Source organism: Pseudomonas sp. TE6288 (assembly GCF_054062095.1).
The window spans coordinates 48,350-67,826 of the sequence record NZ_JBSSEW010000017.1; the positions used below are offsets into that span (position 1 = coordinate 48,350).

Here is a 19,477-nt window from a genome sequence, read left to right on the forward strand (position 1 = left end):
TCAGGGACCTGATCAATCTGAGTCAAGCCTTAAAAGATAGACCGTGACTGACCGCTATGATTGGAAAGCTGCTGGCCGTGGATGGCCGCTTCCGACCCAGGCAGCCATTCTGCATCGGCAGTAATCGGCCAGCAGGCCCGCCAGGGTGCGGGGCCACGCTGAACGGTTGAGCCGGGAACTATTGCGTTGCGGCACGCCCATGTACAGGAAGGTGAGGAATGGTCTGTCCGAGGGCAATGGCACTGGCTTCAAGCTTCACACGCTCTGCTTCCAGAAAAACATACGTGGCTTGCAAGGTGGTTATTTTCGTCTGAATTTCGGCCATCTTGCTGGCGACCAAGGCCGCGCCTTGCGCGCAATTGATCGTATTACCCCGCCTGGCAGCAAGAATGTCGCCAATCTCGGCGAGTGAAAAGCCCACGCCCTGGGCACTCTGAATGAAGGCCAGATCAACAACGGTCTGATCGCTGTAGCTGCGATAGTTGTTGGCCTGTCGATGGGCCACGATAAGCCCGAGTTGTTCGTAATAGCGCAATGCATGGCGGCCAATGCCACTGCGGCGCTCCAACTCTCCAATGTTCACAGTAAAAATTCCTTGACTGTAGAGCAGGCTCTACACCTTAGCCTGGGCCCATCATCCAAACAAGGATTCAGGCATGAGCGTGGAATGTTTCGTCACAGGCGGCAGTGGGTTTGTAGGTCAACATTTACTGGCTCGTCTTACCGCGACAGGGCACAAGACCTGGGTGCTTATGCGCACCCCTGCAAACATCGAGCGCCTCAGGGAGCAGGTAGGCCGACTGGGCGGTAACCCTGCCTGTATCCATGCCGTTGAGGGCGATATCAGCAGAGAGGGGCTTGGGCTCAGCGAGGCAGACGAGCAGCGCGTGTCTTCGGCCTCTGTGGTCTTCCACCTCGCGGCGCAATTTTCCTGGGGGCTGACAATGGAGCGCGCCCGCGAAGTCAATGTGCAAGGGGCGCTGAGAGTCGCCAGGCTTGCGGCGAGCCAGCGCATCCGCTTGCTGATGGTGGGGGGCTTCATGCTGCAAAACCTTAGCCACCTTGCCAGTATCGGGGTTGACAATGAGTGCCCTGAAAACACGAACTGGCCCGTGGTCTACTGCCGTGCAGGTGGCTACGAAGGCAGCAAGCTCGAGTCCCATTTTGCGGTCATCCGTTACATGCAGGAAGCGGGCGCGGATTACACAATCGTTCATCCTGCTACGGTGTGTGGCCACAGCGAGAGTGGGCACATTCTGGAAGGACAACCTTTGGCCGAACTCATTCGAAACCTGGCACAAGGCCGGTTCAAAGCTGTTCCCGGTTCCACCAGGCACTGGTTGCCATTAGTCAGCGTCGATTACCTGGTGACAATGATGACTTGCGCGGCGTTCGACCCCTCGATGGCCAACCAGCAGGTCCTGGCACTCTATGAGCACACACCGAACTTGCAGGGGCTGCTAGGGCAGATAGCGAAAACGCTGAAGATCAAGGCACCCCGCCGCCATGTAGCGATAGGGTTGCTGAGATGGCTTTTGACAATTCCCGGACTGGCGGCCCGATTCGCGATCAGCGCCGAGTCATTGAATTTTATTCAGACGCAACGCTTTGATATGAGCCATAGCAGGCAATTGGAACTGAAGTATCGGTTGACACATCCCGACATGGCGCGAGCTTTGGAAAAGACAGTGCGCTACGTCAAAGATTACTTGCCCCATTGAAGCAACCACCTCAGACAAGGTATGGCATGTATAAGATGGGAGGCTGGACCGTTGGACTTTGACGAGAAAATGTTCATGTCATGCGCGCTTCGTGACGTTCCATGATCTGAATGCCCTGTTCAGTCAGCGCTTGGCGTACCGCCACTTGATAGCTTTCTATTGCTTCACGCAACCAGATTTCAAACTTCTGACTTGCGGGAGAACTTGGTCTTTTGGGTTTGAAGAGGGTGTAGTTCTGAGCGCTGACCAGGCCAAGTGGGTAGGGCACGATAAGCTCGCCTGCGCGGATGGCAGGCATGGCCAGGAAGCTGTCGCCGATCGTCAGGCCACCCCCGGATGCCGCGACAGACAGGCACAGGGTGGTTTCGTTGAACGTTGTCTGCCGGCGCCGTGGGCCGCCGGGGTCGAGCCCGGTCAGGGCGCACCACTCGTCCCAGATGTCGTAATTTGCATCGATCAGGTACGGCGCATTGCAAGGCTTGCGGCCTTCGCACAAGTACGTCTGGGCGAAATCGCGGGTGCAGACCAGCAGGTCGATCCAGCGGCATAGCTCAGAGGCTTCCAGTCCGCCGCCGACCTTGGCGCCGTGCATGCCATAAAAGATACGGAAATCGAAGTCTTCGTCGAGACGGAAGGTCGCGTTCTTCTCCGCAGTGATTTCCACGGAGATGCCGGGGTTGGCGACCAGGAATTTTCCCACCTGGCCGGCCAGCCAGCTCGAGGCGAAATCGCGGCATACCAGCACCCGGAGCTGTTCGCCCTGGCGTGCACGGCGGCTTATGGTATCGGTGGTGAGCTGAATCAGCTCGAAAGCTTGCTGCAGGGCAATGAACAACTCGCGCCCGGCCGCTGTCAGGCGGATGATATTGCCTGTGCGCAGTAGCAGCGGGCAGCCCATGTCGCTCTCCAGCTGAGTGACCTGCTTGGACACAGCGGGGCGCGTGACATTCAGCTCCTGTGCGGCGCAGGAGATGCTGTTTAGCCGGGCAACGGCCTCGAAGGCACGGAGCGCGGTAAGGGACTGGTGCTTTCTCAAAAGGGGAGGCTCCGTAACCTGAGGTGACGCAGGCAGAAATCTTGTCACTTGTCTGTATGGGAGCCCGACCCTAGCCTGAATGTCAATCTCAACGCGCAAATCCGAGGCTTCATCATGCTTCTTCCGATCCGCTTTTCTTCTATTGGTCCCGCTGGCTGGCAGCGGTTGCCGAACCAAGCCCTTGAACATGCCGAACTGATCGAAGGCCGGCCGATGGGCCTTGATCATGCCTACTTCAGCCGCAGCGAGCCGCTAGTGAAATCAGGTATCTGGCGTTGCGAACCGTATACCGAACACTACGAAAGCTATCCGGCCGACGAATTCATGGTGGTGCTGGAGGGCGAGGTCACGCTTGAGGGAGAGGGCTTCTGCGAAACCTATGCTCCAGGCGATTGCTTCCTGGTACCCAAAGGCTTTCGTGGTATCTGGCGTCAGCCAGTGCCGATGCGCAAGTTCTACGTGATCGTCGGCTAGCCCGCCCAGGCAAACCGCCACGTCTTTAACTCGACCCAAACCCTGGACGTTGCGCGGGCATTCCCGCGCACTGCGGGTGGGCCTGTCTCCAGCTTCACGACGGTGGAAACTTGTACCATGTCGACTTCTGAGCAAACCTCGATTTCCAGCGCGCATGACGAAGGGCGCTATGACTACATCATCGTCGGCGCCGGTGCCGCCGGGTGTGTACTGGCTAACCGCCTTGGCGAAAACCCGGGCGTGCAGATACTGGTGATCGAAGCCGGTGGCAGCGACAACTCAGTCATCGTGTCGATGCCGGCGGCGTTGTCGATCCCGATGAACACCAAACGCTTCAATTGGGGCATGAAAACCGAGCCGGAGCCCGGCTTGGATGGCCGGCAGGTGAACCTGCCGCGTGGCAAGGGCCTAGGCGGCTCCTCGTCGATCAACGGCATGTGCTGGGTTCGAGGCAACCCCATGGACTATGAACTATGGGAAGCGTTGGGGGCCGAGGGCTGGCGCTGGTCGAACGTGCTTCCGTATTTCCAGCGCCTGGAAAATGTCGAAGGCGGTGGGCTGTTGCGCGGCACTCAGGGCCCAATGCGAATTACCCGGGGGCTTCAGACCAATCCGCTGTATCAGGCCTTCGTCAGAGCGGGCAACGAAGCGGGCTACGCTGTGACCGACAACATGAACAGCCGCCAGCATGAAGGCTTCGGACCGATGGAGATGAACGTCGGCGACGGGCGTCGGATGAGCGCTGCGGTTGCCTACCTGCGGCCGGCCATCGCCCGCGGCAATGTGCGCGTGATCAAAGGCGGCCTGGTGGACCGGGTGATGTTCATGGGCCAGCGAGCCACCGGGGTGGTGTTTTCGGTGGGCGGCAAGCTCGCCAGGGCCATGGCCTCGCGAGAGGTGATTTTGTCGGCGGGTGCCATTATGTCCCCGGTGATCCTCAAACGCTCAGGCATCGGCCCGGCGCAAGAGCTGGCGCAGCATGGCATCCCCGTGATCCACGACGCCCCCGAAGTAGGCGAGAACCTGATGGACCACATGGAACTCTACCTGCAAATGGAGTGCACCCAGCCGGTCAGTCTGTTCCCCACCCAGAGCCTGCTAGGCAAGGCGAAGATCGGCATCGAGTGGCTCGCCACCCGGCGCGGGCTTGGGGCCACCAACCATTTCGAGAGCGGCGGGCATATTCGCAGCCGGGCGGGCATCGTTTATCCGGACATCCAGTTTCACTTCCTCCCGCTGGCCATCTCCTATGATGGGCAGACGCTCGCCAAAGGACATGGGTTCCAGGTGCACGTGGGCACCAAACGCTCGAAAAGCCGGGGTTGGGTCAGGCTGCGCGACACCCTCCCACAGAGCCTGCCGCGGGTACGCTTCAATTACATGACTCACCCCGACGATTGGGCGGAATTCAGGGCCTGCGTGCGCCTGACCCGGGAGATTTTCGCCCAGCCGGCCTTTGCGCCCTATCGGGGCCGGGAATTGGCGCCGGGCGCGGCCGTGCAGGATGATGCCGCTATCGATGCATTTCTCAAGCAAAAGCTTGAAAGCGCCTACCACCCTTGCGGGACCTGTCGCATGGGCAGCGACGATGCTGCGGTGACCTTCCCGGATGGCAGGGTCCGCGGCGTCGACGGGCTGCGCGTGGTAGACGCCTCCCTTATGCCGGCGGCCACCGCAGGCGACTTGCAGGCCCCCACCCTGGTGCTGGCCGAACGGTTGTCCGACCTGATCCGCGGCCGTCACCTGCCCGAAGCGCAAGGGGCCGCATTGCTGGCCGACCCGCAATGGGCCACCCGGCAGCGTGGCCGGGAGATCTCCCGCGATTACGCCCGCGAACGCGATCGGCTGGCCGCCGCACTGCTGGCCAATGCCAAGGGGCAACCGCTGGCGATGGTCGCCGGTTGAGCCAAGGTGTGAATCCCAGTATTGCCATCGACCCATGAGGGATACCACCGAGCGATCGATAAACGCACTATCAAAGATGCACGCATGATCAATCTCAACCAGGAAAACAAGAACATGAGAATGACATCCAATGGGCAAAGTGCCTCGGTGAGGCCTGCGGTTGCGCAGGCCCGAACCGACGGTGCGGAACGGCGCTCCGTAGATTTCGTACCGGTGTCTGAGCGTCACGGCAGCGTGCGACACCTAGGGGCAGTCTGGATCGTTGCCAACATCAACCTGACCGCAATGGCGACCGGCGTTACCACGCTGGCGCTGGGAGGGCCATTATTCTGGACGTTGGTCGCGACTGTGTGCGGCTCACTGTTCGGCACGCTGTTCATGGCGCTACATTCCTCGCAGGGACCGCAATTAGGACTTCCGCAGTTGGTTCAATCCCGCGCGCAGTTCGGCTTCTTCGGCGCCGCGATCACCGTCTGGGTCTTCGCCCTCGTCAACTACTTCAACTACAACGTCGCCGATGCCATCCTGGCGGGGTCAAGCCTGCATTTTCTGCTGGGAATTCCAACCGCCTGGGGGTTCCCGATCGCGGTACTGTTCGCGGGCACGCTAGCGTTGTATGGCTACCGCTGGATCCACCGGGTCAACCGCTTCCTGGTCGTGCCGCTCGGATTGACCATCGTGGTACTGACCTTCGCCTCGGTGGCCCGAAGCGCGATTCCCGCGGGGGCGTTCGAGCCAGGCCCCATCGAATGGCATGCCTTCGCCACCACTTTTGTCATCGTGGCGGGCTTCCAGCTTGGCTGGGCGCCTTATGTGTCGGATTACTCCCGTTACCTGGCCCCCAGCATTTCCACGCGCTCCTCGTTCCTGTGGACCTACCTGCCGTCGGCGATATCGGCGCTGTGGGTGATCGGCCTGGGCTCGCTGCTCGCGGCGGCCACGCCCGGCGCCACGGTGATCATGGCGATCGCGAATGGTGGCGACAGCTTGTTCGCGGGGGGCGGGCGGCTTGCGGTCGCGCTGCTATTCGTTGGCCTGCTGGTGGTGATGGCGCTCAATGCCTATGGCGGCAGCCTGACCCTGATCTCGATCGTCGACTGCTTCCGCCGAGTGCGGCCGTCGCTGGCAATGCGAGCTGTCACGATTGTTGCGATGACGCTGTCGGTGTGGGGAATAGCGGCAATGGTCGGCGAGGATCGGTTCAACGTGTTTTACGGAAATGTCCTTGTATTCCTTGCCTACCTATTTACTCCCTGGACGGCTATCAATCTGGTGGACTTCTACCTGGTACGCAAAGGCTGCTACTCGATCCGCGAACTGTTTAATCCCGCGGGTATCTACGGGCGATGGGGGTGGCAAGGAAATGTCGCATATATCGGCGCGCTGGCGGTGATGGTGCCGTTCTTTGTCACTGCGCCTTACACCGGATGGGTCGCCCGGCAAATGGGTGAAATCGACCTCTCGATGTTCGTGGGCCTGGTGGCTGCCAGCGCACTTTATCTTCTTACTTCTCGAACCCTTGATCTGGGCAACGAACGTCGCCTGGTGGACAAGGAACAACAAGTCAGCGAGCGATGAATATGAAAACAACCGGCTGGATTTGGGACGAACGCTTTACCACGCACGATACCCGGGCCTGGAGCCTGCCTTGGCAGGAGCCGATCGACCACCCGGAGAAGGGCGATACAAAACGCCGCTTCGCAAGCTTGGTCAAACGCAGCGGCCTTGAGAAAAACCTTGTTGCGTTGCCCTTCAGCCCGGCCTCGGAGGCCGACCTGCTGCGGGTGCATACGCCGGCCTATGTTGATCGAATTCTCAACCCGGTCGGCCCTGCGTGGAGCGATGCGGGCGATGGCGAAACACCTGTGGGACCTAATTCGGCAGACGTCGCTAGGCTCGCGGCAGGGGCAGTTATCGCGGCGTTCAAGGCGGTCGTGGCGGGCACAGTGAGCAACGCCTACGCACTCATCCGGCCACCAGGGCATCACGCGCTTGCGGGCCAGGGCATGGGTTACTGCATCTTCCACAACACGGCGGTCGGCATTCGCCATCTTCAGCACACGGGCGAAGTGGAGCGGGTTGCGGTTATCGACTGGGATGTTCATCACGGCAATGGTACCGAGACCCTGTTCTACGACGACCCGTCGGTAATGACGATCTCCCTGCATCAGGACAATCTGTACCCCATCGGGCGTGGGAAGGTCGATGACATCGGCACCGGCGCAGGCCTGGGCGCTAACCTGAATATTCCGCTTCCAGCAGGGTCCGGGCGAGGTGCCTACGTGGGGGCGTTCGAGCGTGTGGTTCTCCCGGCAATCCGCCGCTTCCGGCCGGACCTCATTGTGATCGCGAGCGGCTTCGACTCGGCGGCGATGGATCCCTTCGGGCGTCAGCTGTTGCACTCCGAAGCCTATCGGGAACTGACCGCACTGGTGATGGGCCTGGCCGATGAGGTGTGTAGATCGCGGGTTGTGGCCGTGCACGAGGGTGGCTATGACCCGTTGATGGGACCGTTCTGCGGTCTAGCCGTCGTCGAAACCCTTGCCGGGCTTCGCACGGCCGTCGAGGACCCTTGGATCGGTACGGTCGTGAATCTGCCGGAGCAAGCCTTATTACCCCATCATGACGCGGCGATATGTGCGTGCGAGCCACTTCTGGCAGGTGTTCCGGTTGGCCGTGAGCTTCCCCGATGACACTGGGAGTCGGCGCTTGAAGTAGGTTCAACGAATGAGCCATTGCCCCTGCACGGCATCATGCAGGGGTGTTTCTCCATGGCGAGGTTCACCGCCCAGCGGCGATGTTGGCTCGAGTAATGGCTAAAATGCGTTTGAACGCCGTGCTGAATGCGCAGGCGCGAATCGCCGAGATCTCGCGCACCGTGTTTTCGCAACCCTGCACCAGGATGATCGTTGGCTGTGCCTGGAAGAAGCCAGCGGGGGGCGCCCAAGAAGGTAAGACACCCACTATGGGGTGACCGAGGGCTTCGGTAATACCCCAGCAGCTTTCGCTAATCTTTGCGGCCGCTGAAAGCACGAGTGCGCTTGCAGTTGACCGAACCAGTCATTGCCGTACAATCGCGCCCCCAAAAATCAGCAGGCATGGCGAGAGGGAGCTTCAATGCAACGGGTGATGATCGTTGGCCAGCCTGGGTCTGGGAAAAGTACCCTGGCGCGCAAGCTTGGCGAGCGCACGGGCTTGCCGGTCGTGCATATCGACACGATCGTGTCCCGGGAAGTGGTGTAACTGAACCAGCCGAAGGCGCCCTGCGGGCGAAAGAGGATGGTCATCGTGGTTCTTGGCTAACGTTGAGTTTGCGGACTTAACCTTCACCAGAGAAACCACGATGACCAAGCCCACTATCGCATTGACCGAGTTGGTTGAGAAAGGGGCAGATGCTGATCTGCTCAAGCAAATGATCCAGTTCGTTGCCCAGCGCATGATGGAGTTCGATGTCGAAGGCCTGTGCGGTGCCGGCTTCGATGTCAAAAGCCCAGACCGGACAAACAGCCGCAATGGCTACCGTGACCGCCTTTGGCAAACCCGCGCCGGCGACGTCGACCTGAAGATCCCCAAGCTGCGCCAAGGCAGCTACTTTCCGGGCTTCCTCGAACCTCGACGCACCGCCGAGAAGGCCATGGCGGCGGTCATTCAGGAGGCCTACATTCAAGGCGTTTCAACGCGTTCAGTAGATGAGCTGGTGAAGGCCATGGGCATGACCGGCATTTCCAAAAGCCAGGTGTCACGGCTGGCAGGCGAGATTGATGAACGCGTTCACGCGTTCCTTGATCGCCCGCTTGAAGGTGACTGGCCCTATCTCTGGATTGATGCCACCTACGTCAAGGTGCGGGAGGCCGGGCGGATCGTCTCGGTCGCCGTAATAATTGCCGTGGCCGTAAACACTGACGGTGGTCGCGAAGTGCTGGGCATGCGGGTCGGCCCGTCTGAGGCCGAGCCGTTCTGGACAGACTTCCTGCGCAGCCTCATGCGCCGAGGTTTGAGGGGCGTGAAGCTGGTCATTTCCGATGCTCACGAAGGCCTGAAGGCATCTGTTTCTAAGGTCTTCAACGCGACTTGGCAGCGCTGCCGTGTGCACTTCATGCGCAACGCCATGGCCCATGTCGGCAAGGGCCAGCGCACTATGGTAGCGGCGCTGCTGCGCACGGTCTTCGCCCAGGACAGCCGTGCCGAATGCCATCAGCAATGGCGCTTGGTCGCTGATCAACTGCGCGAAAAATACCCCAAGATCGCGACACTCATGGACGGCTGCGAGGATGAAGTGCTGGCTCACATGGCGTTTCCAAAAGCCCACCGACAGCAGTTACACAGCACCAACCCGCTTGAACGGCTCAACGCTGAAATCAAACGCCGCACCGATGTCGTGGGGATTTTTCCCAACGATCCGGCCATCACACGGCTGGTAGGCGCGATGCTGCTGGAGCAGAACGACGAGTGGTGCCTGCAAAGACGCTACATGCAGTTGGAGGCCTTCGAAGCGGTCAGCGATAATCCACAGGCCAAGCTGTCGGCCGTGATCAACTAAACGGCAAACTCAGTGGCCAGAGCCATGATGAGTTACACCACTTCCTGGGACACAATCCATTGACACGATTCACTGGCAGCCAGGGTGGGTTGAGCGAAGCCCTGACGAGAAGACGCGTCTTTGCCGTGAGGTCGAGGCCCGTGAGCGCTGGATCTTCGAAGGCGGGCATTCGACCACGTGGAGCAACCGTCTGGCCCGCGCAGATATGTTGATATGGATCGATCGGTCGGCGGCGCTTCGCTTCTGGCGCGTGTTCTGCAGAACGACGCTCAACCGCGGTCGTTCACGGCCTGACTTGCCGGACGACTGCCCGGAACTGCTGGCCAACCTGCCGGAGTTCTTCAGGTTCATGTGGCGGACGAAAAACTCGGCCAGGGAGAAGATGAAGCAATTCGTGACAAGGGCACCGTCGGGTTGTCGCGTGGTCTGCCTGCGGTCCAATCGAGATACCGAAGTTTTTCTCGCGAGCCTGGGAACATTGCCTGATCAGGTGGCGCGAGGTCATTAGAGGCCCGTTCTCGTTTGCTTGGCGGCAGATGCCTTTGAGGCGTATTACAACGTTTTAACCTGCCCAAGGATGGCCCATGCATGGCGCTGACCAGCAAAATCACGATCTACAACCCTGAATGGCCGCAGCGGTACGAGGTGGGCAAAGTGGTTTTGCGGCCGTTGATTCTGGATTGAAACCGATTTGCTTTCAGCGCCGCGCAGAAAGTTGTTGCGGCGCCAGGAATGCGTCGTGGAAGTAATTGTGGAACGCGTGCATCGCCGGGCTGAATTCCCGCTCGCGATGCCAGGCCAGGCCGACGCTCATGGGGGTGACCTTGTCGGTGATGGTAACGGTTTCGATGCGTTTACCCTCCAGCGACCACGGACGGTGTACCAGGTCGGAGAGGATCGCCACGCCGCTGCCGTTGGCCACCATGCTGCGCACCGCTTCCACGGAGCTGGTGCGGATTCGCACGTTGGGCTGCTGTCGGGCATGTTCCCAGTAGCGCATGGCGCTTTGTTCGGCTTCGTCGACGGTAAGCAGGATGAAGGGCTCCTGTGTGACGTCGGCAAGGCTCACGGCCGAGTGTTCGCACAGCGGGTGATGGCTGGGCAGCCACAGCCGGCGCTCGGAATTGAACAGGGTTTTCGAGACGATGTCCGGGTGGGTCAGGTTCGAGGTCAGCACCACCGCCATGTCGAATTCGCCTTCCAGCAGGCCTTGCTCGATGGCCTGGCGCTCCCGTTCGTGCACTTCGATGGCCACGTCAGGGTGCCAGTGTTCCAGGCGTTGCAGATGGTGCGGCAGGAAGTAGCCGATCACCGTGTAACTGGCCGCTACCCGCAACAGGCCGGTGGCGCGAACGTCCGGTAGTGGGCTGTTAAGGGCATCGTCGACGCTGCGCAAGATCACGTAGGCCCGATTGAGAAAGTGCCGTCCGGCATCGGTCAGGCTCATGCCCTGGGCCGAGCGCTGGAACAGTAGCGTGCCGAGCATGCCCTCCAGCTCCTTGATCGCTGTGGTCACCGCCGACTGGGAAATATTCAAATGAATCGCAGCCTGGGAGATTTGCCCGATCTCGGCCGTGGCGACGAAATAGCGAACCTGGCGCAGGGTCAGTGACATGAACACTCCGCTTGATGAGGTATCTGATTTTCAGAAGATATCCCCTCTGATAATTGATCTTCCCAAGGGGGTGGCTGGAATTTAACGTGCTCTGCATGAAGTCACAAGCGTCAGGAGCAAGTGTCATGCAGGCAGTAGATTTCAATTCGGACATGGGCGAAGGCTTCGGTCCGTGGACTATCGGCGACGGCGTCGACAACGAACTGATGGGCTTCATCAGCTCGGCCAACATCGCCACCGGTTTCCATGCCGGCGATCCCGGCACCATGCGTCGCACTGTCGAGCAGGCCAAGCGCCTGGGCGTGGCCGTCGGTGCCCATCCGGGCTTTCGCGACCTGGTCGGTTTCGGCCGCCGTCACATCAATGCACCGGCCCAGGAGCTGGTGGACGACATGCTCTATCAGCTGGGCGCCCTGCGTGAACTCGCCCGGGTTCAAGGCGTGGCCCTGCAACACATCAAACCCCACGGCGCGCTGTACATGCACCTGGCCCGGGACGAGGAAACGGCGCGTTTGCTGGTGGAAAACCTGCAGCGCCTGGAGCCCGAGCTGCTGCTGTATTGCATGCCTGACTCGGCGATCTGGCGTATCGCCACGGAGCTAGGCCAACCGGTGATCCGCGAGTTCTACGCCGACCGCGAATACGACCTCAGCGGCTCCATCGTCTTCACCCGCAATGTGCGTGCCTACGACCCCGCGCAAGTAGCTGCGCGGGTACTGCGTGCCTGCCAGGAAGGCGTGGTGCGCACGGTGGAGGGTGAAGACCTGACGATCGAATTCGACTCCATTTGCTTGCACAGCGATACACCCGGAGCCCTGGTACTGGTCGAGGCTACCCGTAATGCGCTCGATGGCGCGGGGATCCAGGTGCGCGCACCGCGATAACGCACCCGAAGACACCTGGCACGCAGACGCCAGGGCTTACTCGACACACAGATTTTTTTGCCTGCCTTTCTACAACTATTCCAAGAGGAACAGACATGGCGCAGCACACAGTCATCACCCCGTTGCCGGGGACCTTCTACCGCAAAGCTACCCCGGACTCGCCGAACTACGTCGAGGCGGGTGCCCAGGTCAGCGCCGACACGGTGATTGGCCTGATCGAGGTCATGAAGCAGTTTTCCGAACTGACCGCGGGTACAGCAGGGCGTCTGGACGCGTTTCTGGTCGAAGACGGTGATCCGGTGGAGCCGGGTCAGGTCATCGCTACACTCGAAGACGCGTGAGGGCACGACCATGACCCAAGGCATTGGTAAACTGCTGATCGCCAACCGCGGCGAGATTGCCGTGCGGATCATCCGCGCCGCGCAAGCGCTGGGGATTCCCACTGTGGCGGCGTGCAGCGAAGCAGACGTCGATTCCCAGGCCGCACGCATGGCCGACGAAGTGCACATCCTCGGCCCGGCCCGCGCCGACAAGAGCTACCTCAATGTCGAAGCGCTGCTCGGTGCCCTGAAGGCCACCGGCGCCAACGCGGTGCACCCAGGCTACGGCTTTCTCTCGGAGAACGCCGAATTTGCCGAAGCGGTGCAAGCCGCCGGGGCGATTTTCGTCGGCCCAAGCCCCGAGACCATCCGGCGCATGGGCGACAAGGCCGAAGCCCGGCGCACTGCGCAAGCCGCGGGTGTGCCGGTGGTGCCCGGCTCCCCGGATGAACTGTTCGATGTGGAGTCGGCGCTCAAAGCCGCCGAATCCGTCGGCTTCCCGCTGCTGATCAAGGCCTCGGCCGGTGGCGGCGGGCGTGGGATTCGCCTGGCGGAAAACCCGCAGCAACTGAGCGAAGAATTCCCCCGTTCCCAGCGCGAAGCCCAGGCCGCCTTTGGCAATGGCGCGGTGTATCTGGAGCGCTTCATCGGCAAGGCCCGGCATATCGAAGTGCAGGTGCTGGGCGATGGCAAGCATGCGGTGCACCTGTTCGAACGGGAATGTTCGCTGCAACGCCGTCGGCAGAAGATCTTCGAAGAAGCGCCGTCGCCGGTCCTCGACGCGCAGCAGCGCGAGGCCCTCTGCGCGAGTGCCGTGCGCCTGACCGAGGCCCTGGGCTATCAGGGCGCGGGCACCCTTGAGTATCTGTACGACGACGCCACCGGAGAGTTTTTCTTCATCGAGATGAACACGCGGATCCAGGTGGAACACCCGGTCAGCGAGCTGATCACCGGCATTGATCTGGTTCAGGCCATGTTGCGCATCGCCGGCGGCGAACCGCTGGGCCTCAAGCAAAGCGATATCCGGCTCAACGGCGCGGCCCTGCAAATGCGCCTGAACGCCGAAGACCCGGCGCGGGATTTCTTCCCAAGCCCGGGTCTTGTGCAAGCGCTGAACTGGCCGGAAGGCGAGGGCGTGCGCGTAGACAGCCATCTGTATGAAGGCTACCGAGTACCGCCATACTATGACTCGCTGCTGGCCAAGCTGATCGTCCATGGCAGCGATCGCGACGAGGCCCTGGCCCGCGCGCGACTGGCCGTGGAGCAGACCACGCTCACGGGCATGGCCAGCACCTTGTCTCTGCATGGCGAGTTGCTGGAGCAACCCTGGCTGCACACTGCCGATTTCCACACCGGCACTTTGGAAACCTGGCTGGCCGAGCGCCGCAGCGGAGGTGCAGCATGAGCAGTCCGATTCGCTACAGCTTTGGCGCCGACGAGCATCTGTTTGCCGAAGTCAGCGACAGCATGTCCCTTGAAGCCTTCTTCAAGGGCATGGCCGTCACCCGTGCGGTGGAGCGCTTGGCCCTCGATGGCGTGCTCGACGTGTGCCTGGCCAACGCCTCGTTCCAGATCCGTTTCGACCCGGACCGCATCGCCCCGGCCGATCTGCTCGAAGCGGTGAAGGGCGCCGAAGCCGAGGCCGTGGCCGAGCGCACCCTGCATACCCGGATCATCGAAATCCCGGTGCTCTACAACGATCCGTGGACCCACGAAACCCTGATGCGCTTTCGCGACCGCCACCAGGACCCGAACGCCACGGATCTGGAGTACGCCGCGCGCATCAACGGCCTGGCCGACGTCGAGGCGTTCATCGCCGCCCACAGTGGCGCGCCGTGGTTCGTTTCGATGGTGGGCTTCGTGGCGGGCCTGCCGTTCATGTTCCAGATGGTCGAGCGCGAACGCCAGTTGCAGGTGCCCAAGTACCTGCGACCGCGTACCGACACGCCGAAATTGACCCTGGGCCATGGCGGCTGCTTCGGTTGCATCTACTCGGTGCGTGGCGCCGGTGGCTACCAGATGTTTGGCGTCACTCCGGCACCGATCTATGACCCGCAGCAGAACCTGGGGTACCTGAAGGAACACATGGTGTTCTTCCGTCCCGGCGACATTGTGCAGTTCAAGTCGATGGACCGCGCTGCCTATGACCACGCCGTGGCCGAGGTCGAAGCCGGACGCTTCGACCTGCGCATCCGTCCAGTGGAGTTCTCGCTTGATGCGTTCCTCGCCGACCCGATCGGCTATCCCAAGTCGCTGCAGGAGGTGCTGGCATGATCAAGGTACTCAAACCCGGTCTGGCCACCTCAGTGCAGGACCTCGGCCGCGAGGGCTACTACCATCTGGGTATCCCGCCTTCCGGGGCACTGGACCAGTACGCCCTGAGCGCGGCCAACCAGTTGGTGGGCAACCCGGCCAATTCGGCGGCGCTGGAGTGCACCTTGCTGGGGCCGGAGCTGGAGTTTCAGCATGACGCCCTGGTGGCGGTATGTGGTGCGCAGATGACGCCGAAAGTCGATGGCGTGGACATGCACTTGGACACCGCCTTCGAAGTGAAGGCCGGACAAGTGCTGCGTTTCGATTTTCCCAAGGCTGGCGCGCGGGCTTATCTGGCGGTGGCCGGCGGTATCGATGTACCGGTGGTGCTCGGCAGTCGTTCCACCTACGCGCTGGGGGCGCTGGGTGGTTTTCAGGGGCGCAGGCTGGTGATTGGCGATGAACTGCCGATAGGCGCCGCCAGCGGCAAGGGGCGTGTCGGGGCGAGTCTGCCCATGGCGTTGCGACAGTCGCTGGGAGGGGAGATCACCCTGCGGGTGGTGCCGGGGCTGTACTACGATCGCTTGACCCTGGCGGCGGCGGACAGCTTTTTCGCCGAAGCCTGGACCGTCGGCTCGGAGGCAGATCGCATCGGCTATCGCTTCAAGGGTGGCAGCCCGCTGAGCTTCCAGCCTCGCGAGCAGCCGTTCGGCGCCGGCTCCGATCCTTCGAACATCGTCGACAGCTGCTACCCGATCGGCTCTATCCAGGTGCCGGCAGGGCTCGAGCCCATCATTCTGCACCGCGATGCAGTGTCCGGTGGCGGCTACGCGATGATCGGCACGGTGATCAGCGCCGACCTCGATCTGGTCGGCCAGATGCAACCCAACCAGAAGGCCCGCTTCGTCGCGGTGACGCTGGAAGAGGCGCTGCAAGCCCGACGCTCCTACAAGAAAAAACTCAGCTGTTTGAGCAAGCTGTTCCCTTCCTGATCTGCCCGCCGCGCTGCGCGGGTAAAGCCAAAAAGGCAAGCCAACGCCGCCCCTCGGTACGGGGCGGCTGCCTGAGCTTGAGCCGCTGACGTAAAGAACTAGCGACTGGCAGTCGACCTTTCTAACCAGTCAGCACGAGTCATCTCCCATATTTCGACCTCCATCCGTCCAGATACGAAATCTCCTGCACGCACGTCTACCAAGCGCATACCCTCATGTTCCGAGACCCTGCGAGATGCGTCGTTGGCAACCGCTTTGGGGACCTGCATGACCGGACGCGACAGTGTCTCGAACCAATAGGCATTGATAATCCGGCATGCCTCGCGCATGTAGCCCTTTCCCCACCACTGCGGGGCGAGCCAGAAGCCTCTGTTGTTTCCAGGCTGATCATACAAACTGATGCTACCCAGGGTGCAGCTGGCATCGTCGCGCATGCGGATCATCCAGTGCCATTCGCGACCTGCTGCCATGGCGGGCAGGGCGATATCTCGGACATAGACCAGCGCCCCGTCTTCTGGATACGGCCATGGGACACGACGATCCAGGTAGCGAACCACCTCCCAGCAGGGGAACAGCTCTTGGATGATGGGCGAATCCTCTAACTGGAGAGGGGTGAGAACCAGCCGATCAGTGATAAGCGTCGGAAGACAGTCCATTACATTCGTTCCCGGACATCCCTGTGAGACGTTGATTATCTGTACCGGGCTTGTCTGTGTCGACCGCTGCTGGCTGTTATCTGACCTCCGTCAAGAGCAGGTATGGGGCGAGAGCAGTTATCCGCGTCTGGCTGCTTTCGACCCATAGCTGCCCTCTTCGAGCGACATCTTCACTTATGGAAGAGCAAGCTCTTACCCTAATGCGGCGGCAAATGCTTCTGGCGTGGGGCTCTCCTGCCATTGTGCGATTGCTCCCGGCAGCACCAGCCATGGCTGCTTGCGCCGAGTCCAGATATGCGCAACCGGCTCGAAGCGCTCAGCCCCTTCCAGGATGCCGGCCCGTACCACTCGCATGCCGGGTGCTGCCGTCGTCTCGTTGAACAGCCGGGTATGACATGTACCGCAGGCATGTTGGGTAGACGTTTGACCTTGGTGTTCATGCTCAAAGATCGCCGTTTCGCCAGACACCTGAACAGCCGAAGCCGCGCTCAGCATGTGCAGACCAAACGCACTGCCGCTCCAGCGCTGGCAGTTCAAACAGTGGCAGGCATACAGCGGCGGCAATTGCCGCGCCACGATCTCAAGGGTGACTTGCCCACATCGGCACTGACCGGTGATTCTCATGCGTTAGTTCCTTACAATGACGCCCGGAAAAATGTGGGCGAATGATCGCTTTTCACGGGCTCGGGCAGAAGATCAAATTAGGAGCAACTGTTGGCCAAGAATGTATGAGCGGTATTGAATGGGAAAGCCAGCGTGTATTTCTCGCCGTGTTGCGCTCTGGTAGCCTGAGCGGCGCGGCGAAGCTGCTGGGTATCGCCCAGGCCACTGCGCGCCGGCGCCTCGACTGTCTTGAACACGCTCTCGGTGTGAGTCTGTTCACCCGCACACCTCAAGGACTGACGCCTACTGCCGGAGCGCAGCGCCTGATCGAACATGTGGAGGCCATGGATCTGGCCGCGCAAACCTTCAACCGCATGGCCAGCTCTGAAGCGTCGATGGATCACGGTACAGTCCGGCTGACCTGTGGCGAGTTGCTTGGCGTCGAAGTATTGCCCGACCTGCTGCGCCCTTTCCATTACGAACACGTCGGACTCAAACTTGAGCTGAGCATAAGCGATGCCCTTGAAGACATCGCCAGGCTGCAATCGGATATTGCGGTGCGGCTGATGCGGCCCAATGAAGCGGATATCACGGTGCGGCGTGTCGGCAGTTTGCAGATTGGCATCCATGCCAGTGCCGGGTGCCTGGAGCGCTACGGTAATCCAACCTCCCTGCTGTCGCTGCGCCAGCGACCGCTGATCGGGCCAGACAGACGCTCAGCGGATTTGCGTCGGTTTATCGACTCTGGTCTGTGCGATGCCGACCAGCATTTCGCCATTGCCTCTGATTATCACCTTGCTCAGCTGGCCGCTCTGAGAGCGGGCTTAGGCTTCGGGCTCTGCCCGACGCAAATCGCAAAATCGCACGGACTGGTACATGTGCTACCACACGATTTTGGCTTTGAGGTTGAGGTGTGGATCGCAATGCACAATGACCTGCGCAAAATTAACAGGATCGCTCAGGCGTTCGAGGTTCTTGGAGAGCAGTTACATCAGTATCTATGCTTAGCCGATCAGTGAGCAGCGTAGGTCGTGGCATCCACTGCTTTGTCTAAACGGCTGCAATGGGTCGATAGCTGCCCCTCGGGGCAGGCAGTGAGCCGCCTAAACGGAGCGTATTGTGAAGAACAGCAAAAAAACCGAATACTGCACGATCTGCGGATGCCTACTCGACAATCCGGAAGATCCACTATCCGGCAATACCGGCGGAGATTGCTGGGGATGCATAGGTGCTATCGAGGCGGAAATGGGGTGCGCAGAGTCGCTCGCCTACGTACGCATAGAATTCGAGGCAGGACTTCGGCCCGGCTGGATTGATCCATTCAAGCCCTAATTCGGAAGCTGCATTACGACCGCTTTGGGTCGGAAGCGGCCAGTCACGAAATGCCGCTAACGACTCATAGTTGGCCTCCAGCGCACTGTCAGAAAATGGGCAAAAGCGGGAACTCGGAGTGCCTGGTCCTGGAGCGTCCTTGCACCTGTTTCAGCCAATCACCGGCGCATGCTCGGCCATCAATTCGGTTATCCAGTCGATAAACACCCGCACCTTGGCGCTGACATGGCGATTCGGCGGGAAGGCCAGATACATCGGCATCGGCGACATGTGCCAGTCTTCGAACAGCGGCAGCAGTTCGCCGCTGATCAGGTGCGGTTTGGCCATGTACTGCGGTAGCCAGAGCATCCCGAGGCCAGCCAGGCCGGCGGCAAGGTACGCATTGCCGTCATCGACCGTCAGTTGCGGGCGCGCCTGGACCTCCAAGCGTTCATCACCACGGTGCATCGCGTAGGGCAAAGTTTTGCCTGTACGAAACCAGAGAAAGCCAACGGTTTTGTGCTGGCCTTCCTCCAACTCAAGGGGGTGAGCCGGCGTCCCGAAGCTATGCAGATAGCCGGGCGTGGCATAGATGCCAAGTTTCAGATCGCCCACATGCCTTGCCACCAAGGACTGGTCGGTGATCTCGCCGCCACGCACCACGCAGTCAATGTTTTCACCAATGATGTCGACGATGCGATCGCTCACGCCCACCGTCAGCTGGATTTCCGGATAACGTGCAAAGAACCCCGGCAAGGCGGGTATAAGCAGCATTCGCGCCAGCGGGCTGGGTACATCCACCCGCAGCCGGCCGCGTGGCGCCATCGACGCGCTAGACAAGCTGGTCTCGGCGTCGTCCATGTCTGCCAGTAACCGGACGACGCGTTCGTAGTAGGCCGCGCCGTCGGCGGTGACATTGACCTTGCGCGTGGTGCGGTTGAGCAGGCGCACGCGCAGCCTTGCTTCCAACTGCTGAATGAGCTGCGTGACGGTGGTCTTGCTCATGTGCAGGGTAGCGGCCGCCTTGGTGAAACTGCCGGTTTCCACCACCCGGGCAAACGCCTGCATTGCATCGAATCGGTCCATTCCACGCCTCGTTGGCACCTGGATTGTTTGGAGTATACAAACAGTCCTGGCCAGAACTGCCCGTTTATCCAGGGTAGAGGG

The 19,477-nt window shown here is 60.9% G+C and carries 18 protein-coding genes and 2 pseudogenes; 14 read left to right on the forward strand and 6 right to left on the reverse strand.

Annotated features, from left to right (window positions below; all coding sequences use genetic code 11):
- Positions 1–178: 178 nt before the first annotated feature.
- Complete coding sequence (locus ACVWY1_RS18810) at positions 179–583, reverse strand: MerR family transcriptional regulator (RefSeq protein WP_198754256.1); 405 nt, start codon at positions 581–583, stop codon at positions 179–181.
- 73 nt (positions 584–656) lie between these two features.
- Here ACVWY1_RS18810 and ACVWY1_RS18815 point away from each other — a divergent pair, with 73 nt between their 5' ends.
- Positions 657–1,721: an SDR family oxidoreductase gene (locus ACVWY1_RS18815; protein WP_457378615.1), complete on the forward strand. Its 1,065-nt coding sequence runs from the start codon at positions 657–659 to the stop codon at positions 1,719–1,721.
- 73 nt (positions 1,722–1,794) lie between these two features.
- On the opposite strand, the gene ACVWY1_RS18820 is transcribed toward ACVWY1_RS18815, so the two are convergent.
- Positions 1,795–2,757, reverse strand: a complete 963-nt coding sequence (locus ACVWY1_RS18820; protein WP_198754254.1) for a LysR family transcriptional regulator — start codon at positions 2,755–2,757, stop codon at positions 1,795–1,797.
- Between the two features lie 114 nt (positions 2,758–2,871).
- Here ACVWY1_RS18820 and ACVWY1_RS18825 point away from each other — a divergent pair, with 114 nt between their 5' ends.
- The 7 genes and pseudogenes from ACVWY1_RS18825 to ACVWY1_RS18855 all read left to right on the forward strand — a co-directional run.
- Positions 2,872–3,231 carry a cupin domain-containing protein gene (locus tag ACVWY1_RS18825; protein ID WP_102682414.1) on the forward strand — a complete coding sequence of 120 codons (360 nt, stop codon included), beginning with the start codon at positions 2,872–2,874 and terminating at the stop codon, positions 3,229–3,231.
- Positions 3,232–3,348: 117 nt separating this feature from the next.
- A complete protein-coding gene (locus ACVWY1_RS18830) occupies positions 3,349–5,136 on the forward strand; it encodes a choline dehydrogenase (RefSeq protein ID WP_198754253.1) in 1,788 nt (595 codons plus the stop codon).
- An 84-nt stretch (positions 5,137–5,220) separates the two neighbouring features.
- Positions 5,221–6,714 (forward strand): purine-cytosine permease family protein, encoded by a 1,494-nt coding sequence (locus ACVWY1_RS18835; protein ID WP_457378616.1) that lies wholly within the window; start codon positions 5,221–5,223, stop codon positions 6,712–6,714.
- Complete coding sequence (locus ACVWY1_RS18840) at positions 6,711–7,829, forward strand: class II histone deacetylase (RefSeq protein ID WP_102682416.1); 1,119 nt, start codon at positions 6,711–6,713, stop codon at positions 7,827–7,829. The genes ACVWY1_RS18835 and ACVWY1_RS18840 overlap by 4 nt, the downstream gene beginning before the upstream one ends.
- Before the next feature lie 424 nt (positions 7,830–8,253).
- A pseudogene (locus ACVWY1_RS18845) lies at positions 8,254–8,358 on the forward strand (zeta toxin family protein); the annotation flags it as partial.
- Positions 8,359–8,479: 121 nt separating this feature from the next.
- On the forward strand, positions 8,480–9,676 hold the full coding sequence (locus tag ACVWY1_RS18850; protein ID WP_457378617.1) for an IS256 family transposase: 1,197 nt from the start codon (positions 8,480–8,482) through the stop codon (positions 9,674–9,676).
- Positions 9,677–9,734: 58 nt separating this feature from the next.
- Positions 9,735–10,184: pseudogene (locus ACVWY1_RS18855) on the forward strand (AAA family ATPase); the annotation flags it as partial.
- Positions 10,185–10,373: 189 nt separating this feature from the next.
- On the opposite strand, the gene ACVWY1_RS18860 reads toward ACVWY1_RS18855, so the two are convergent.
- Positions 10,374–11,291 carry a LysR family transcriptional regulator gene (locus ACVWY1_RS18860; RefSeq protein ID WP_102682418.1) on the reverse strand — a complete coding sequence of 306 codons (918 nt, stop codon included), beginning with the start codon at positions 11,289–11,291 and terminating at the stop codon, positions 10,374–10,376.
- Between the two features lie 125 nt (positions 11,292–11,416).
- Between ACVWY1_RS18860 and ACVWY1_RS18865 the strand changes: the two genes are divergently transcribed.
- The 5 genes from ACVWY1_RS18865 (at position 11,417) to ACVWY1_RS18885 (ending at position 15,740) form a co-directional block, all read left to right on the forward strand.
- The gene (locus ACVWY1_RS18865) at positions 11,417–12,175 is read left to right on the forward strand and encodes a 5-oxoprolinase subunit PxpA (protein WP_277504586.1); all 759 of its coding nucleotides are present in this window, start codon (positions 11,417–11,419) and stop codon (positions 12,173–12,175) included.
- Positions 12,176–12,270: 95 nt separating this feature from the next.
- The gene (locus ACVWY1_RS18870; protein ID WP_046855294.1) at positions 12,271–12,516 is read left to right on the forward strand and encodes an acetyl-CoA carboxylase; all 246 of its coding nucleotides are present in this window, start codon (positions 12,271–12,273) and stop codon (positions 12,514–12,516) included.
- A 10-nt stretch (positions 12,517–12,526) separates the two neighbouring features.
- A complete protein-coding gene (locus ACVWY1_RS18875; RefSeq protein WP_457378618.1) occupies positions 12,527–13,900 on the forward strand; it encodes an acetyl-CoA carboxylase biotin carboxylase subunit in 1,374 nt (457 codons plus the stop codon).
- The gene (locus ACVWY1_RS18880; RefSeq protein WP_277504577.1) at positions 13,897–14,769 is read left to right on the forward strand and encodes a 5-oxoprolinase subunit B family protein; all 873 of its coding nucleotides are present in this window, start codon (positions 13,897–13,899) and stop codon (positions 14,767–14,769) included. The genes ACVWY1_RS18875 and ACVWY1_RS18880 overlap by 4 nt, the downstream gene beginning before the upstream one ends.
- A complete protein-coding gene (locus tag ACVWY1_RS18885; RefSeq protein WP_434729349.1) occupies positions 14,766–15,740 on the forward strand; it encodes a 5-oxoprolinase/urea amidolyase family protein in 975 nt (324 codons plus the stop codon). Before ACVWY1_RS18880 ends, ACVWY1_RS18885 begins: the two co-directional genes overlap by 4 nt.
- A 98-nt stretch (positions 15,741–15,838) precedes the next feature.
- Here ACVWY1_RS18885 and ACVWY1_RS18890 read toward each other — a convergent pair whose 3' ends face one another.
- Complete coding sequence (locus tag ACVWY1_RS18890; RefSeq protein ID WP_457378619.1) at positions 15,839–16,396, reverse strand: GNAT family N-acetyltransferase; 558 nt, start codon at positions 16,394–16,396, stop codon at positions 15,839–15,841.
- 192 nt (positions 16,397–16,588) lie between these two features.
- The gene (locus tag ACVWY1_RS18895) at positions 16,589–17,020 is read right to left on the reverse strand and encodes a GFA family protein (protein WP_012051932.1); all 432 of its coding nucleotides are present in this window, start codon (positions 17,018–17,020) and stop codon (positions 16,589–16,591) included.
- Between the two features lie 41 nt (positions 17,021–17,061).
- Here ACVWY1_RS18895 and ACVWY1_RS18900 point away from each other — a divergent pair, with 41 nt between their 5' ends.
- A complete protein-coding gene (locus ACVWY1_RS18900; RefSeq protein WP_277504564.1) occupies positions 17,062–18,018 on the forward strand; it encodes a LysR family transcriptional regulator in 957 nt (318 codons plus the stop codon).
- A 463-nt stretch (positions 18,019–18,481) separates the two neighbouring features.
- Here the strand turns inward: ACVWY1_RS18900 and ACVWY1_RS18905 are convergent, their stop codons facing one another.
- Positions 18,482–19,396 (reverse strand): LysR substrate-binding domain-containing protein, encoded by a 915-nt coding sequence (locus tag ACVWY1_RS18905; protein ID WP_457378620.1) that lies wholly within the window; start codon positions 19,394–19,396, stop codon positions 18,482–18,484.
- Positions 19,397–19,477: the final 81 nt, after the last annotated feature.